At 58.8% G+C, this 15,978-nt stretch carries 10 protein-coding genes; 5 read left to right on the forward strand and 5 right to left on the reverse strand.

Annotation, left to right across the window (positions count from 1 at the left end; genetic code table 11):
* Positions 1–5: 5 nt before the first annotated feature.
* The 3 genes from fhuB to HX778_RS09790 are packed head-to-tail and all read right to left on the reverse strand — an operon-like array spanning position 6 to position 4,993.
* Complete coding sequence (gene fhuB, locus HX778_RS09780) at positions 6–2,003, reverse strand: Fe(3+)-hydroxamate ABC transporter permease FhuB (protein ID WP_176981873.1); 1,998 nt, start codon at positions 2,001–2,003, stop codon at positions 6–8.
* Positions 1,996–2,856: an ABC transporter substrate-binding protein gene (locus tag HX778_RS09785; RefSeq protein WP_176981874.1), complete on the reverse strand. Its 861-nt coding sequence runs from the start codon at positions 2,854–2,856 to the stop codon at positions 1,996–1,998. Before HX778_RS09785 ends, fhuB begins: the two co-directional genes overlap by 8 nt.
* 4 nt (positions 2,857–2,860) lie before the next feature.
* Positions 2,861–4,993: a TonB-dependent siderophore receptor gene (locus HX778_RS09790; RefSeq protein ID WP_176981875.1), complete on the reverse strand. Its 2,133-nt coding sequence runs from the start codon at positions 4,991–4,993 to the stop codon at positions 2,861–2,863.
* A 180-nt stretch (positions 4,994–5,173) separates the two neighbouring features.
* Between HX778_RS09790 and HX778_RS09795 the strand changes: the two genes are divergently transcribed.
* From HX778_RS09795 to dcuR, 3 genes are all read left to right on the forward strand, one after another.
* Entirely contained in the window at positions 5,174–5,938 is a 765-nt protein-coding gene (locus HX778_RS09795) for a helix-turn-helix domain-containing protein (protein WP_038475229.1), read from the forward strand.
* A 64-nt stretch (positions 5,939–6,002) separates the two neighbouring features.
* A complete protein-coding gene (locus HX778_RS09800) occupies positions 6,003–7,625 on the forward strand; it encodes a sensor histidine kinase (protein WP_038475231.1) in 1,623 nt (540 codons plus the stop codon).
* Positions 7,622–8,341: a two-component system response regulator DcuR gene (gene dcuR, locus HX778_RS09805; RefSeq protein WP_038475234.1), complete on the forward strand. Its 720-nt coding sequence runs from the start codon at positions 7,622–7,624 to the stop codon at positions 8,339–8,341. The genes HX778_RS09800 and dcuR overlap by 4 nt, the downstream gene beginning before the upstream one ends.
* Here dcuR and HX778_RS09810 read toward each other — a convergent pair.
* A complete protein-coding gene (locus tag HX778_RS09810) occupies positions 8,322–9,290 on the reverse strand; it encodes an FAD:protein FMN transferase (protein WP_038475236.1) in 969 nt (322 codons plus the stop codon). The two genes, dcuR and HX778_RS09810, sit on opposite strands and share 20 nt — an antisense overlap.
* 57 nt (positions 9,291–9,347) lie before the next feature.
* Entirely contained in the window at positions 9,348–12,128 is a 2,781-nt protein-coding gene (locus HX778_RS09815) for a flavocytochrome c (protein WP_038475238.1), read from the reverse strand.
* Positions 12,129–12,747: 619 nt separating this feature from the next.
* On the opposite strand from HX778_RS09815, the gene HX778_RS09820 reads away from it, so the two are divergent.
* Positions 12,748–14,259, forward strand: coding sequence for a DASS family sodium-coupled anion symporter (locus tag HX778_RS09820; protein WP_304515773.1), 1,512 nt, complete (start codon positions 12,748–12,750; stop codon positions 14,257–14,259).
* 55 nt (positions 14,260–14,314) lie between these two features.
* Positions 14,315–15,964 carry a class I fumarate hydratase FumA gene (gene fumA, locus HX778_RS09825; RefSeq protein WP_176981876.1) on the forward strand — a complete coding sequence of 550 codons (1,650 nt, stop codon included), beginning with the start codon at positions 14,315–14,317 and terminating at the stop codon, positions 15,962–15,964.
* The last annotated feature ends 14 nt before the right edge of the window (positions 15,965–15,978 follow it).

The raw sequence follows: 15,978 nt of genomic DNA on the forward strand, positions 1-15,978 counted from the left end.
CGGCGCTATTGTTGATGTGTATGCGCCCGGCTACGGATCAGCGGCCATACCAGCAGCGGTACGCCGACCAGCGACGCCACCAGCCCCACGGGCAGCTGACGCGGATAAAGAAAATTGCGGCCCATCCAGTCCGCCAGCACCATAATCAGCGCGGACAGCAGCGCGGCGGTGAACAGCTGCGCCATCGGGCGTTTTGCCCCCATCTTGCGCGCCAGGTGCGGCCCCAGCAGCCCGACAAACGACACAGGGCCGACGATCAGCGTGGCAAGCCCGGTCATCAAGGCGGCCAGCGCCAGCACGCTAATCCTCGCTTTCGCCACGTTCACGCCTAGCGAGCCGCTCACCTGCCCGAGGGGCAACAGCAGCAGCCAGCGTTTGCAGAGTGGAGAAAGCGCAAGCAGCACCAGCATGGCGAAGAACACGCCGATGGCGATGCCGTTGTTGACGTAGTAAGTGCTGCCGGTCATCAGCTGCAGCAGCATTGAGCTGGCCTGGCGGTTATTGAGCATCACGATGCTGGCGATGGCCTGGAACAGCGCGTTCAGCGCCAGGCCGTTCAGCAGCACCCGCTGCGGGTTAAAGGCGCTCTGGCGGCTGCTCCACAGCGTCACCAGCAGGCTTATTAATGCCCCGGCAGCGCTGCTGAGGATCATCAGCCCCGTGCCTCCGCCAGGAAACAGCAGCAGAAACGCCGTCACGCCCATGGCCGCCCCGCCGCCGATGCCGAGGATCTCCGGGCTTGCCAGCGGGTTGCCGCTGATGCGCTGCATCAGCACGCCCGCCGAGGCTAACAAGGCTCCGGCGCTTAATGCCGCCAGCAGCCGCGGGAGCCGCATCGGCAGCAGAGCGTGCTGTTCCGCAAGCGTCGTCCAGTGCCAGCCGTGCAGCCCCTGCCCGACAAACAGCGACAGCACGATAGCCACCAGCAGCAGCGCAAAGGCCATGCCCGCCGGGAAGCGCCCGCCACCCGCCTCGCCTTCCCAGGCCGAAGGCGTGGTGTCCAGCACCTGATGCCGGGCTTTAGAGGCCAGCAGGATCAGCAGCGGCCCGCCGGTTAAGGCGGTTAGCATGCCGACGGGCAGCAGTTGCCCGTCCAGCAGCGTAATGCGACTCACGCAAAGGTCGGTGAACCACAGCAAACCGGCGCCGATAAGCAGCGAATGGCAGAGCATTTGCCGCGTGGTTCGCGCCCCACCTGACCGGGCCAGGTGCGGTGCGGCGAGCCCGATAAAACCAATCACCCCGACGCTATTAATGATGAAAGCGCTCATCACTAAAGCCAGCGCCATCGCCGCCGAACGGATCAGCAGCGGAGAAGCCCCTAAGCTGCTTACCATCGCCTCCGGCAGCCTGAGCAGCGCCAGCGGGCGAAGTAACAGCAGCAATGCCAGCAAGCAAAGCCCCAGCCAGGGCAGGATCGTCGTCACGCCGTCCCAGTCCTGCTGCGCCAGCGAGCCGCCGCCCCACATCAGCACCGACAGCAGAAAACGATCGTTGATTACCGCCATGATCATCGTCAGCGAGCCACACCACAGGTTGACCAGCATCCCCGCCTGAATCATCACCAGCGGCGACAGGCGCTGCCGCCACGCAAGCAGCAGAACCAGCAGCAAAGCGGCAAGTTCCCCGGTAATCACCACGCCGGTGCGCGCCGTTAGCAGCGTGGCCGGGAACCACATCGAAGCCACGCCTAAAGCCAGCGTCGCACCGGAGGTCATGCCGAGGGTAATCGGCTCCGCCAGCGGATTGCGCAGCGCCCGCTGCATCAGCCAGCCGCAAATCGCCAGCCCCGCGCCGCCGAGCCACGCCATCACCTGCTGCGGGAACCACATGGAATGCAGGATCACCGCCTGCGCATCCGGCATCTGCGAGCTGAACAGCACGCTCAGGCCGTGAACAAGCCCGCCGTGCTGCGCCACGCTTTGCAGCGCCACGATCAGGCTTGTCGCCCAGAGTGCGGCTATCAGCAGCCAGGAAGCCGTCGTTTTTCCCGTCTCAGCCACGTTGCCACCCCGTCACAATTTGCCCCAGCGCATCGGCGATGCGCGTCGCCGTCACCAGCGCGCCGCCGGAATTGAATTTTTGCGCAGGGAAAGCCAGCTGAGGCTGAGAAGTGAGCGGCAGGCGCTGCCACAGCAATGAACTTTGCCAGCGCTGAATCAGCGGCAGCTGGCCATCTTCCGGCAACAGAATCAGCCCGGCATCTTCTGCACCGATGCGCGCCAGCTCGACCATCGCTTCTCCCTGGGAATTAACACCGCCTTGCCAGGCATTACGGAACCCGCAGCGGGTTAAGACATCTCCCACAAGGCTGCCTGCGCCGTATAGCCGCATATGCAGGGCGTCTATCGGCGTGGCGATCAGTAGCGGACGTCGATAAGCTTCAGCCGCTGCTCGGGCACGAAGCGCGGCCAGCTCAAAAGCAGCCGTAACCTCACGAGCCTGAGGTTCACGCTGCAGCACGGTAGACAGCTTATTGAGGGCGATTTGCCATTCGGCGAGGCTGCCGGTTGGCAGGGTAAGCGTCGGCGCGATGCGCTCCAACTGGGGCTTGAGCAGCGCATGGCCTGGGGTGATCGCCATAAGATCGGGCTTCAGCGCGTACAGCGTTTCGAGGTTCGGCTGAAACAGCAGGCCAATATCCACCACGCTGGCGGGCAGTTCCGGGGTGCCAATCAGCTTACGGTACCAGTCGGGAGCAGAAACCGACTGCGGCGTGACGCCGAACGCCAGAATCAGCTCGGTCAGCCCCCAGTCGAGCACGGCCACGCGCTGCGGAGGACCTGAAACGGCACCAGCCGCCCCGATAAACGGGGCAGCCAGCGCAAAGGTTAGTAAACGTCTGCGGGAGAGCATTCGCTTACCACTGGTAGCTTAACGTGGCCACGTACTGACGCTTAACCGCGTACTCACAGCCGTTGTTCTGGCAGGCGGCGAGGTAAGTTTTGTTCGTCAGGTTGGCGGCGTTAAGCGCGACCTGCCACTGGCGGTACTGCCAGCCAATGCGGGCGTCATACACCGTAGCGCCCGGCACCTGCAGCGAGTTGTCGGTCGTGGCATAGCTTGGGCCGACGTAACGCACGCCACCGCCGAGGGAGAAGCCGTCCAGCGGGCCGCTGAACGCGTACTGGCTCCAGAGTTTAGCCAGGTTGCGTGAAATCCCCGTGGGGTGTTTGCCTTCGCTGCCGTCGTTCGCTTGCAGCACTTCCGGATCGGTCAGCGAGTAAGAAGCGAGGATCTGCCAGGCTGGCGTAACGTTAATTTTGCCTTCCAGCTCGATCCCACGGGAGCGGATCTCGCCGGTCTGCACGCTGTAGTTCACGTGATCGGGATCCGGCGTGGCGACGTTAGTCTGGCGCAGATCGAACAGCGCAAGCGTAAACAGCGCGTCCATCCCAACCGGATCGTATTTCAGCCCGACTTCGGTCTGCTTGCCTTTGGTTGGCTTAAACGCGTTACCGTTAAAGTCGGTACCGGCGCCTGGTACGAACGAGGTCGAGTAGCTGATGTATGGCGCAATGCCGTTATCAAAGTGGTACAGCAGCCCCGCGCGGCCGGTTGTCGCGTAGTCGTTGCGAGTCTGGTGAGTGTCGTTCAGCAGGTTAGTGGCTTTGGTTTGCGCGCTGTCGTAGCGCCCCGCCAGGCTCATCACCCAGTTGTCCAGCGCCAGCTGATCCTGCAGGTAAAGCCCCGTTTGATCCATCGTCGAATGGCTGCTGCTGGTGAACTCAGGCACTTCAACCGGCGTGCTGTAGTCCGGGTGGAGGTAATTCAGCGGCGAAGCGTCGCCGTAGCCCGCCCGGCTGCGCACCGAAGAGTGCATCACGTCCACGCCAAGCAGCGCGGTGTGCGACACCGGGCCGGTATCGAAACGGAATTCAGCCTGGTTATCCGCCGCAAAGTTACTCATCGTCTCGGTGAGGTTCATGGAGTAACGGTCCACCAGCGGCTGGGTCGCGTAGGTGCCGAACGGGTACACCATGCGGTAATCCGCGCTGCTGCTGCTGTAGCGGACGTTCTGGCGCAGGGTGACGCTGTCGTTCAGCTCGGTGCGGAACTGGTAGCCGATGCTGCCCTGCCTGCGGGTGTAGGAGTCAAATCCAGGCTGGCCGCCGTAGAAATCCGTGCCGATGTGGCCGTTCGGGTTGTTCACCAGCGTGCCCTGCATCGGCAACATATTGTAGAAGCCGGTATCGGGGTCCTGGCGCAGCTGCGCCAGCAGCGTCAGGCTGGTGCGGTCGTTCGGCTGCCAGGTGACGGACGGCGCAATATCGTAGTGCTGGTAGCGGGTGTGATCGACCTGGGTTTTGGTATCGAAGAAGGTGCCCGCTACGCGGCCGAGCCACTCTTTGCTGTCGGTCAGCGGGCCGGTGACGTCAAAGCCGGTACCGAACTGGCTGTTATTCCCGGCGCTGACGTAAACCTGGCCGCCCGGCTGGGCCTGAGGCGTTTTGCTGACGAGGTTCACCACGCCGCCAGGGTTCGCCTGGCCGTAAAGCACCGAAGCCGGTCCTTTGACCACTTCAATGCGGGAGAGCAGGAACGGGTCCCACGCCGGGCGGCTCCACCAAGCTTCACGCGGCAGGCGCAGGCCGTCCAGATATTCGTCGGCCTCAAAGCCGCGCACCATGATGGTATCAAAGCGGGTATCCGGCCCTGCGCTTTCGGAAGAAACGCCCGCCACATAGCGCAGCGTCTCCGGGATGTTCTTTGCCGCCATGGCCGCGATTTGCGCCTGGGTCACCACCGAAATACTCTGCGGCGTGCGGCTAATCAGCGAGCTGGATTTGGTGCCCGCCACCGCCTCATGCGCCACAATGCTGGTTTCATCTTCCTGGCCGGAAGAAGAAGGTGCCGTGGCCGTAACGACCATCGTGCCATCCTGCGTAGCAGGCTTGTCCGCTGCCTGGGCAAAGCCCGCGCACGCCGCAAAGACTGCACAACTTAACGCCTTTAAAGGCATGTTCCCGTTTACCCATCCGCCCTGTTTCATATCGACCGTATCATGTTATAAGAAGAGGATCGAAATGATAATTATTCACCTTTAAAAGAGAAGAGCACCCGTGGCAGAATAGCGCGATCGGATGGAGGGATATCGCAAAGCGGACAGAGATTGTCTTAACGCGCTACTGCGTCATGAAATGGCGAGAATCGGACGAACGGCAGGCAACAGATGATAAAGCAAGGCACACAGCAGAGTCCGCAGGAAGCGTTGCTGGAAGTACGAGAACTCCATTATAGCGCAGGAAGCCAGGAACCGTTTCACGCCCACGAACAGGGCCAGCTGATTTACCCGGTCAGCGGCGTGGCGAAGATCCGCAGCGAGCAAAACGTCTGGGTCGTCGCCCCCGGCCACGCGCTCTGGCTGCCGGGGCGCCTGCCGCACGGCTTAGAGGCCATCGGCAAAGTGGTGACCCACAACCTGTACATGACGCCTGCAGCCTCGGCCGCGTTCAGCCGCCACAGCCGCAGCCTGGCCGTCACGCCGCTGTTTCAGTCCCTCACCGTGGCGGGGCTGGAAAAGCCAGCTGACCCTCAGCGCCTCTGGCTGCTGCATGACCTGCTGCACAACGAACTGCTGCGCCTGCAGGACATCGCCCTGTGCCACATCACCCTACCCCACGACCGCCGCATTCGCCAGCTTTGCGACGCGCTGTGCAGCGACCTTTCCCAGCGCGAAACCCTCGCCTGGTGGGGCAAGCGGGTTGGTGCGAGCGAAAGAACCCTGTCGCGGCTGTTCCGGGAAGAGACGCAGCTCAGTTTTACCGAATGGCGGCAGCAGATGCACCTGGTGGAAGCCGTCTGCCATCTTGCACGCGGCACCACCATCAGCACGCTCTCCAGCACGCTCGGCTACGCCAGCAGCAGCGCGTTTATCGCTATGTTCCGGAAAAAGCTGGGCGTTTCTCCGCAGAGGTATATTGGCCGCTATCTCTGACACGGCTTTTACAATCCTGTTCCTTCGGCGATAATCAGCGTTTGCGCCCCGGACCGGAACAACCATGAGCGACACGAAGCCCCCGCAAACAACGGCCAAACGCCCGATGAAACTCAGCACCTCGGTGACGCTGATGCTGTGCGCCGTCATCGGCTCGGTGCTGCTTGTGGTCTATGCGCTGTATTTTATTCAGATAAGCAACGCCACCCGCAGCGGCCTGAAAGACACCGCGCTGGCGGTGGCGAGAACCCTGGCCGACGACCCGACCATCAAATACGGCCTGACGCAGCCGCACGGCAAAGACATTATTCCACCGGTCGCCACCCGCGTGCAGGAACGTAACGATCTGCTGTTCGTGGTGGTGACCGACATGAACGGCATCCGCTTTTCGCACCCTCAGCCCGGCAATATTGGCTCCCATTTTATCGGTGATGACATTTTCCCGGCCCTGGAAGGCAAAGAGAACGTCTCGATCAACCACGGCGTGCTGGCAGAGGCTTTACGCGTATTTACCCCGGTTTATGACGAGCAGCATAAGCAGATTGGCGTGGTGGCCATCGGTATTTCGCTCAGCAAAGTGGACGAGCAGATCAGCAAAAGCCGCTGGAGCGTGCTCTGGACGGTGTTGTTCAGCGCCCTGTTCGGCTCGCTCGGCACCTGGGTGCTGGTGCGCGTGCTGAAGCGCATTCTGTTCGGCTTCGAACCGTATGAAATTTCCGCGCTGTTCGAGCAGCGCCAGGCGATGCTTCAGTCCGTTAAAGAGGGCATTATCGCCGTTGACCGCGAGGGCCGGGTAACGCTCATCAACCACGCGGCGCGCAAGCTGCTGCTCTCCCCGGACGATTTCCGCCTCGGCAAAACCGTGCCGCCGGGGCCGCTGGTGGCGACGCTGTGCGAAGTGCTCCACACCGGCACGTCAATTCAGGACAGGCAAATCATCAGCTACGGCCGGCTGGTATTGTGTAATGCCGTGCCAATTCGTATAAATAACCAGGTGATCGGCGCCATCAGCACCTTCCGCGATAAAACGGAAATCAATTTGTTGACCCAGCGTGTAGACGGCATGGTGAATTATGTCGACGCGCTGCGCGAGCGCTCACACGAGTTTATGAACAAGCTGCACGTGATCCTCGGCCTGCTGCAGCTTAAGCATTACGACAAGCTTGAAGAGTACATTCTGCAAACCGCGAGCAATTACCAGACGGAAATTGGCACGCTGCAGAGCAAAATTAAGTCGCCGGTGATTGCCGGGTTCCTGATTGGCAAGATTAACCGCGCGCGTGAAGCGGGCCATCACCTGGCGCTTGCAGAGGAATGCCAGTTGCCGGACAACCCGAACGAGCTGCAGGTGATGGCGCTGATTACCGCGCTGGGCAACCTGATAGAAAACGCGCTGGACGCGATGAGCGGCCAGCCTGACGGCGAAGTCGGCGTCCTGCTGCATTACCAGAACGGCGTGCTGAGCGTCGAAGTGAGCGACGACGGGCCGGGCATCGAGCCGGACCATATTCAGTCTATTTTTGACAAAGGCTACTCCACCAAAGGCGAGCAGCGTGGCGTAGGCCTGTTCCTCGCCCGGCAGCAGATTGAGCGGCTTGGCGGCAGTATTCAGGTGGAGTCAGAACCCGGCGTCTTCACCCAATTCTTTGTGCAGTTACCCTGGGATAGTGAAAGGAACAATGCGTGATTAATGTCTTAATTGTTGATGATGATGCGATGGTCGCGGAGCTTAACCGCGCCTACGTCAGCCAAATCCCGGGCTTTAGCTGCTGCGGTTCCGCCTCCACGCTGAAACAGGCGCGGGAGATGGTCAGCAACCCGGAGTTAAAAATAGATTTAATTCTGCTGGATGTGTATATGCAGCAGGATAACGGCCTGGATCTGCTGCCTACGCTGCGTGAAGCGGGGCAAACCATCGACGTGATCGTTATCTCGTCGGCGGCCGACGCGGCCACCATCCAGAAGTCGATGCACTACGGCGTGGTCGATTACCTGATTAAACCGTTCCAGTTCCCGCGCTTTGAAGAGGCGCTAACCAACTGGCGCGAGAAGAAAAACCTGATGGGCACCCATAAGTATTATGAGCAGGCTGACGTCGACCGTCTGCTGCACGGTGGCTCGCCGGTGGTGGCGGACGCCAAGCGCCTGCCGAAGGGGCTGACGCCGCAAACGCTGCGCACCATTTGCCAGTGGATCGACACGCACCCAACGGAAGAGTTCTCCACCGACGAGCTGGCGGCGGCGGTGAATATCTCTCGCGTGTCATGCCGTAAGTATTTGATCTGGCTCGCACAGATTAATATTCTGTTCACCAGCATTCACTACGGCATGACCGGCCGCCCGGTTTACCGCTACCGCCTGCAGGTTGAGCAGCTTGGCCTGCTTAAGCAGTACTGCCAGTAATCAGTTGGTAGCCGTCAGCCAGTAACGTAAAGCGGAACTGGCTGGCGGAAGAGAGAATAATCTCTCGCCTTTTGGTCACAAAAATCGCCTCGATATCGGGGCGATTTGCCAACACCGCACAGCCTTTTTCTACGCCCATGCCATAAATCAACGTGGTCCAGATATCCCCGTCTATGGAGTCGGTGGAAACGATCGTCACGCTATCAAGATCGTTGTCCAGCGGGTAGCCGGTACGCGGATCGAGAATGTGGTGATAGCGTTTGCCATCCAGTTCGAAATAGCGCTCGTAAACGCCGGACGTCACCACCGACTTGTTTGCCACCTCAATCACGCCCAGCATCTCGTCGGGGCCGCTAAACGGCTTTTTCAGGCCAATGGACCAGCCGCCTTCCGGCGAGCCCAGGGTCTGCACGTTGCCCCCGAGATTAATCAGCCCCTGCTCCACGCCCTGGCGCTTCAGGAAGTCACGTACGCGGTCGGCAATATAGCCCTTGGCTATCGCGCCCAGATCGATTTCCATGCCGGTATGCGCCAGATAAACGCTGCCTTCGGCTTCGTCCAGCACCACCTGATGCGGCTGCGTGCGCGGCAGCAGCGCGGCAATATCCTGCTCCGGCGGGACGCTGTCGCCCTTGAAGCCAATCTTCCAGCGTTTCACCAGCGGGCCGATGGCCAGATTAAAGATACTGTCGGGAAACAGGCTGGCGGCTTTCGCGCACTTAATAAGCTCAAACACCGGGCGGCTGACGGTGACCGGGTGCCTGCCCGCGGCGTGATTAATGCTCATCACCTGGGATTCGGCCCGGTTAACGGTCAGGAGGTCTTCGTATTGTTTAATCAGGCGGAACACCTGAGAGGCGAGCGTTTCGTTATGTTCGAACAGTTTGAGGAGGATGGGCGAACCCATTAATACCGCGGAGTACCCGTAAACACCTTCGGTTTGTGACATAGCGGCTCCTTTAGCTGAAAGGGTTGCGCCCCGGCACTGGCCGGAGCGCATTCGGGCTTAGCGTTTTGCCCAGCTTGCCGCCTGATGGCCCGCCAGGGTACCAAAGACAATAATATCAGCCACCGCGTTACCGCCGATGCGGTTCCCGCCGTGAATCCCACCGGCCACTTCACCCGCGGCGAACACGCCAGGGATAACCTGATGCTGTTTATCCAGCACTTCGGTTTCAGCGTTGATGGTCACGCCGCCCATGGTGTGGTGCACCCCTGGGGCGATACGGATGGCGTGGAACGGGCCATCTTTAATCGGGTTACGCAGCGCGGTTTTACGGCCAAAATCTTCGTCGTACTGATTTTCCACGAAGCCGTTGTAACGCTCAAGCGTGGCGAGGAACGTGTGGTAATCCATGCCGAGTTTTTCCGCCAGCTCGCGTGGACCTTCAGCGCTAACCACAAAGCCTTTGGCGATGTACTCATCCGCCGCTTTGTTTTTAGTGCGCACGTTCTCGTCGAACACGATATAAGCGAATTTCTCCGGCAGCGCGATAATCTGCGCCGACACTTTATCGCGGGTTTCCATTTCGTTAAAGAAACGGCTGCCTTTCTGGTTCACGAGGATAGCCCCGCCGCCGCGAATGGACTCAGAAATCAGGTACGACGTGGTTTGCTCTACGGTTGGGTGAATCTGAATTTCGCCCATATCCACCGTGCCGGCACCCAGTTTTTCCAGCAGGGCGATACCGCCGCCGGTCGCGCCTTTATGGTTAGTAGTTACAAACCCTTCCAGGTCAGGACGGTATTTCACCACCATCTGGCTGTTGGCGCTGAAGCCGCCGGTCGCCACGATAACGCTTTTCGCGTGCACCGTGAGCGCTTCGTTTTCGTCCGTCAGCAGCGCTACGCCGCTCACCGCGCCCTGCTCAAACAGAATGTCCGTTACCGCCGTTTCCATCAGCACGTCGATGCTGCGTTTGTTGATGTTACGCAGCAGGCCGCTGATCAGATAGCCGCCAACCGCCGATCCGTCGCGAGGGCGGTGGGTACGGTCAATGCTCATCCCGCCGGTGGTGGTGATGTCGTTCAGCATGATGCCGCGATCCGCCAGCCACTCAATCGCCTGCGGGGCGTTTTCCACAAAGCGGTGCAGCAGCTCAGGGTTGTTTTTGTTGTAGCCGCCCTTCAGGGTTTCGGCGTAGAACAGCTCTTTGCTGTCGAAAATGCCTTTTACGCGCTGGAAGCGAGTTTCCGCCGCGTTCATCCCGGCTGAAGCCTTAACGGTGTTCCCGCCGATGGACGGCATTTTCTCAACGATCAGAACGCTGGCACCTTCGTCATGCGCCTGAATCGCCGCCGCCAGACCGGCACCGCCGCTGCCTACGACCACAACGTCGTAGCTCTGCGGGGCGCTAACGCCGCCGCTTTCTTCAAACGCCTGCTGTTTGCTGGATTTCACCATCGCTTTAGAAACGGCTTTTTTCACCGCTTCGCTCTGGGACGTTGCGCCAGAAATGGCGTCCACAAACGGCGAGTTAGCGGTCAGAATGCGGGTACGAATTTCTTCGAAGTTAGTGGTGAATTCAACGTCGTCCTGTGGGCCAGAGGCCAGCGCGATATCGGCGATACGATCGCTGTCTAAGCTGACGTTGATCACCAGCTGGTTGACGTCATCGCTAACGGTTTCTTCGAAAATCCCCGGTTTGAACTTAGAGGCGCCGCCCATGCTCATGTCGCGGATCATCGCCTCGACCAGCGAGAAGCGCCACAGCGGCTCAGGGATGGTCAGCTCTTCACGTTTGGTGCTGTCGATAAACAGATCCAGCACTTCGCCGTTGGCGATGCGGGCAGTCCAGTCCGGGTAGGCGATGCAGGCGCGGCCTACGGCCACGAGGTCATAACCGTGCTCCAGCGCGGTTTCCACGTCGGAAGCATTCACGATGCCGCCCACGCCCATCACCGGGATCTGCGCCAGCGCCTCTGAACGCATTTCGCAGTATTTGTTGATCAGCGGCGTTGGGTCAGTGGTGTCGTTGATCGACGGACGCAGCGAGTAGCCCAGGGAGAAGTGCAGGTAGTCCAGACCGCGAGCGGCCAGTTTTTCCAGCAGGTACATGGTGTCGTCAAAGCGAATCCCAGGGACTTCAAGCTCTTCCGGGGAGAAGCGATAGCCGATGATGAACGCGTCGTCGGCGTACTGGCGCACCATTTGATGGGTGATATCCAGCACAGCGAGCGGGAACTTAGCGCGGTTGTCGCGGCTGCCGCCCCATTCGTCGTCGCGCTGGTTTGAGTTCGGGGAATAGAACTGCTGGATCAGGTAGGTGTTTGCGCCGTGAATTTCCACGCCGTCAAAACCGGCCTGAATTGCGCGGCGAACGGCGTCACCGAATTTGCCCACCATGCCTGCCACTTCTTCAGTGGTCAGGGCGTTCGGCGTAGCTGCGCCGTCACGAGGTGCAGCCAGCGCGCTTGGCGCAACCGGCGTACGGCCACCGATGAGCTTAGGGTCGACCATGCGGCCGCCGTGGTAAATCTGCAGCAGTGCTCTGGAGCCTTCACCCTTAATCGCGGAGGCGATTTTCGCCAGTCCGGCAATTTTCTCGTCGTTATCAATCCCGATAGCGCCCGGGAAAGCGAGGCCCAGATCGTCAATAAAACAGCATTCCACCACGATGGTGCCGATGCTGCCGGCGCGTACGCGGTAGTATTCCACCAGCTCTTCGGTCACGGTGCCATCAAAATACCCGGTACAGGTGGTCATCGGTGCCATTAACAGACGATTTTTTAACGCCGTACCGTTAGGTAAAGTAAATGGGCTTAACATGTGTTTGTCGGTGCTCATAATGTCGACTCCAAACTTTAAATTTTAAAACTGAGAATTGGGTTGCTGGCACTATTTTCATTCTGGTTATTGGCCATTTCGCATATCAACAATATAAGACTATTTTTAGTTACCAAACTATTTACGTTAGTTTAAAAACTATTGAAGAACGGTGATAACACAATTACCCACAACGTGTTATTAATTAAAATATAAAAGATAACAGATTATTAAATTAATATAACATTTCAGTTACCTTGCTCACGAACAACAAAAACACAAGCCAGGCCTTACAAGGAGCGGAATCGAGTCAGCTTGAACCACTAAAAATGGACTTAAAGGCGCATTTTTAATGATCAAATTGATAACTTTTTTGCGTAAATAACCCTGCAAACAGGCGAACTATTATTTTTTTATAAAAGAATAAACAGAATGCTGTTTCTTGATCTCGATCAATTGTCATATACCCCGAAAGCGCAATATATAATTATCCAAAGAATTTAATTCACCGCTGATAAAAAGCGATGAATGGTTATTTCCGCTACAACCAGAAACCAACATTTAATTAATAAAGAAAGTTTAAAAACTAAAGTAAGCGGAAATAAAAACAGAATCCTTAACTCCTTATAACGGTGTCATTATGAGTGTAATAACCACCAATCTACCGCCGCTCAAAGAGAGCACTAAAAAAGCAGGCAGCAACAAACGTTGGCTGATGATGGCGCTGCCCGTCATTGTGGCATTGTTGCTGCTGTTGGTTCCGGTTCCGGACGGCCTGCCGCCGTACGCCTGGCACTTCTTTGCTGTCTTCGTCGGCGTCATCGTCGGGCTTATCTTCGAGCCGCTGCCGGGCGCCGTTATCGGCCTGACCGGGATCGTCGTCATTTCGCTCGGCAGCCAGTGGCTGCTGTTCAGCCCGGAGCAAATGGCCGACCCGAAATTCAAGCTGGCAGGTGCCTCCTTTAAATGGGCGGTCAGCGGCTTCGGTAACTCTACCGTCTGGCTTATCTTCGGCGCGTTTATGTTCGCCGCCGGCTACGATAAAACCCAGTTTGGCCGTCGCCTGGCGCTGATTCTGGTGAAATACCTGGGCCGTCGCAGCCTGACGCTGGGCTACGCCATTGCCTTCGCCGACCTGCTGCTGGCGCCGTTTACCCCGTCCAACACCGCACGTAGCGGCGGGACAATCTACCCGATTATCGCCAACCTGCCGCCGCTGTACGGCTCCAAACCTAACGACCCGAGCGCACGTAAAATCGGTTCTTACCTGATGTGGGTGGCGATTACCGCAGCCTGTATCACCAGCTCAATGTTCCTCTCTGCCCTGGCCCCTAACCTGCTGGCGCTGGCGCTGGTGAAAAGCATCGTCGGGATCAACATCTCCTGGGGCATGTGGTTCCTCGCCTTCCTGCCGCTTGGCCTGCTGTTACTGCTGACCATGCCGCTGCTGGCCTACTGGCTCTACCCGCCTGAAGTGAAAGTGAACGACGAAGTGCCGAAATGGGCGAGCCGTGAGCTGGAAAAACTGGGCAAACTGTCCCGCAACGAAATCCTGCTGCTGGTGTTCGTCTGCTCCGCGCTGGTGATGTGGATCTTCGCGGCAAGCTGGATTGAGCCTGCGCTGGCTGCCCTGCTGGTTATCGTCCTGATGCTGTGGACCGGCGTCCTGAACTGGAACGACATCACCAATAACAAAGCGGCGTGGAACACCTTCGTCTGGTTCGCCACCCTGGTTGCCCTGGCCGATGGCCTGTCTTCTACCGGCTTCATCTCCTGGTTAGGTAAAGAAGGCGGCGCGCTGATGACCGGCATCGCCCCAGGCACCGCGACCATCGTGCTGCTGCTGGCGTTCTACCTGCTGCACTACCTGTTTGCGAGCACCACCGCGCATACCACCGCGCTGCTGCCGGCGATGCTGACCATCGCCTCCACCATTCCGGGCATGAATATGGAAGTGTTCTGTCTGCTGATGGTGACCTCGCTGGGTATCATGGGCATCATCACCCCGTACGGCACCGGCCCGAGCCCTATCTACTACGGTAGCGGCTACCTGCCAACCAAAGATTACTGGCGCCTGGGCACCATCTTCGGCGGCCTGTTCCTGGTCGCGCTGCTGGTGATTGGTTATCCGTGGATGTCCCTGATGTTCTGATTTAAAGCCGCTGGAGGGTGACCTCCGGCGGTTTATTTTTATGGAGTAATGAGCTATGTCGAACAAACCTTTTGTTTACCAAAATCCCTTCCCGCTGGCGCATGACGACACCGAATATTACCTGTTAACCCGCGACCACGTTTCCGTCAGCGAATTTGAAGGCCAGTCCATTCTTAAGGTGGAACCTCAGGCGCTGACCCTGCTGGCACAGCAGGCGTTTCACGATGCGGCTTTTATGCTGCGCCCGGCCCATCAGCAGCAGGTGGCCGCTATTCTTAGCGACCCGGAAGCCAGCGAAAACGACAAATACGTCGCGCTGCAGTTCCTGCGTAACTCCGAAATCTCGGCCAAAGGCATTCTGCCAACCTGCCAGGACACCGGCACCGCCATCATCATGGGTAAAAAAGGCCAGCGCGTCTGGACCGGCGGCGGCGATGAAGCGGCGCTGTCTCAGGGCGTGTACAACACCTATATTGAAGATAACCTGCGCTACTCTCAGAACGCGGCGCTGGATATGTACAAAGAGGTGAATACCGGCACCAACCTGCCAGCGCAGATTGACCTCTACAGCGTGGACGGCGACGAATACAAATTCCTGTGTGTGGCTAAAGGCGGCGGTTCGGCCAACAAAACCTATCTCTACCAGGAAACCAAAGCGCTGATCACCCCGGCGAAGCTGAAAAATTACCTGGTTGAGAAAATGCGTACCCTGGGCACCGCAGCCTGCCCGCCGTACCACGTGGCGTTTGTTATCGGCGGCACCTCCGCTGAATCTACGCTGAAAACCGTGAAGCTGGCGTCGACCCATTACTACGACGGTCTGCCAACCGAAGGCAACGAGCACGGCCAGGCGTTCCGCGACGTGCAGCTTGAACAAGAACTGCTGGAAGAAGCGCAGAAGCTCGGCCTGGGCGCCCAGTTCGGCGGCAAATACTTCGCCCACGACATCCGCGTGGTTCGCCTGCCGCGTCACGGCGCATCCTGCCCGATCGGCATGGGCGTCTCCTGCTCCGCCGACCGTAACATCAAGGCGAAAATCAACAAAGACGGCATCTGGATTGAGAAACTGGAAAGCAACCCAGGCAAATACATTCCGGAAGCATTGCGTCAGGCCGGGGAAGGCGAAGCGGTGAAAGTGAACCTGAACCGCCCGATGAACGAGATCCTCGCTCAGCTGTCCGGGTTCCCTGTTTCCACCCGTCTGTCGCTCAGCGGCACCATCATCGTGGCGCGTGACATCGCCCACGCGAAGCTGAAAGAGCGCCTGGACAACGGGGAAGAGCTGCCGCAGTACGTGAAAGATCACCCGATTTACTACGCGGGCCCGGCTAAAACGCCTGAAGGTTATGCCTCTGGTTCCCTGGGCCCAACCACCGCAGGCCGCATGGATTCCTACGTGGATCAGCTGCAGGCCAACGGCGGCAGCATGGTAATGCTGGCCAAAGGTAACCGCAGCCAGCAGGTGACGGACGCCTGCCACAAACACGGCGGCTTCTACCTCGGCAGCATCGGCGGCCCGGCTGCCGTACTGGCGCAAAACAGCATCAAGAGCCTTGAACTGGTGGAATACCCTGAGCTGGGTATGGAAGCCATCTGGAAAATCGAAGTGGAAGACTTCCCGGCGTTTATCCTGGTGGATGACAAAGGCAACGACTTCTTCCAGCAGATCCAGAACAAACAGTGCGCGGGCTGTAACAAACACTGAGTTTTCTAAAAGCT

This window comes from Cedecea sp. P7760 (assembly GCF_013386425.1).
In the GTDB taxonomy this organism is placed as follows: Bacteria; Pseudomonadota; Gammaproteobacteria; order Enterobacterales; family Enterobacteriaceae; genus Cedecea; species Cedecea selenatireducens.

Coding starts and splice junctions, on each gene's coding strand:
- HX778_RS09785 (WP_176981874.1), bottom strand. CDS start 2,856: ATGCTCTCCCGCAGACGTTTACTAACCTTTGCGCTGGCTGCCCCGTTT.
- HX778_RS09790 (WP_176981875.1), bottom strand. CDS start 4,993: ATGAAACAGGGCGGATGGGTAAACGGGAACATGCCTTTAAAGGCGTTA.
- HX778_RS09795 (WP_038475229.1), top strand. CDS start 5,174: ATGATAAAGCAAGGCACACAGCAGAGTCCGCAGGAAGCGTTGCTGGAA.
- HX778_RS09800 (WP_038475231.1), top strand. CDS start 6,003: ATGAGCGACACGAAGCCCCCGCAAACAACGGCCAAACGCCCGATGAAA.
- HX778_RS09810 (WP_038475236.1), bottom strand. CDS start 9,290: ATGTCACAAACCGAAGGTGTTTACGGGTACTCCGCGGTATTAATGGGT.
- HX778_RS09815 (WP_038475238.1), bottom strand. CDS start 12,128: ATGAGCACCGACAAACACATGTTAAGCCCATTTACTTTACCTAACGGT.
- HX778_RS09820 (WP_304515773.1), top strand. CDS start 12,748: ATGAGTGTAATAACCACCAATCTACCGCCGCTCAAAGAGAGCACTAAA.
- fumA (WP_176981876.1), top strand. CDS start 14,315: ATGTCGAACAAACCTTTTGTTTACCAAAATCCCTTCCCGCTGGCGCAT.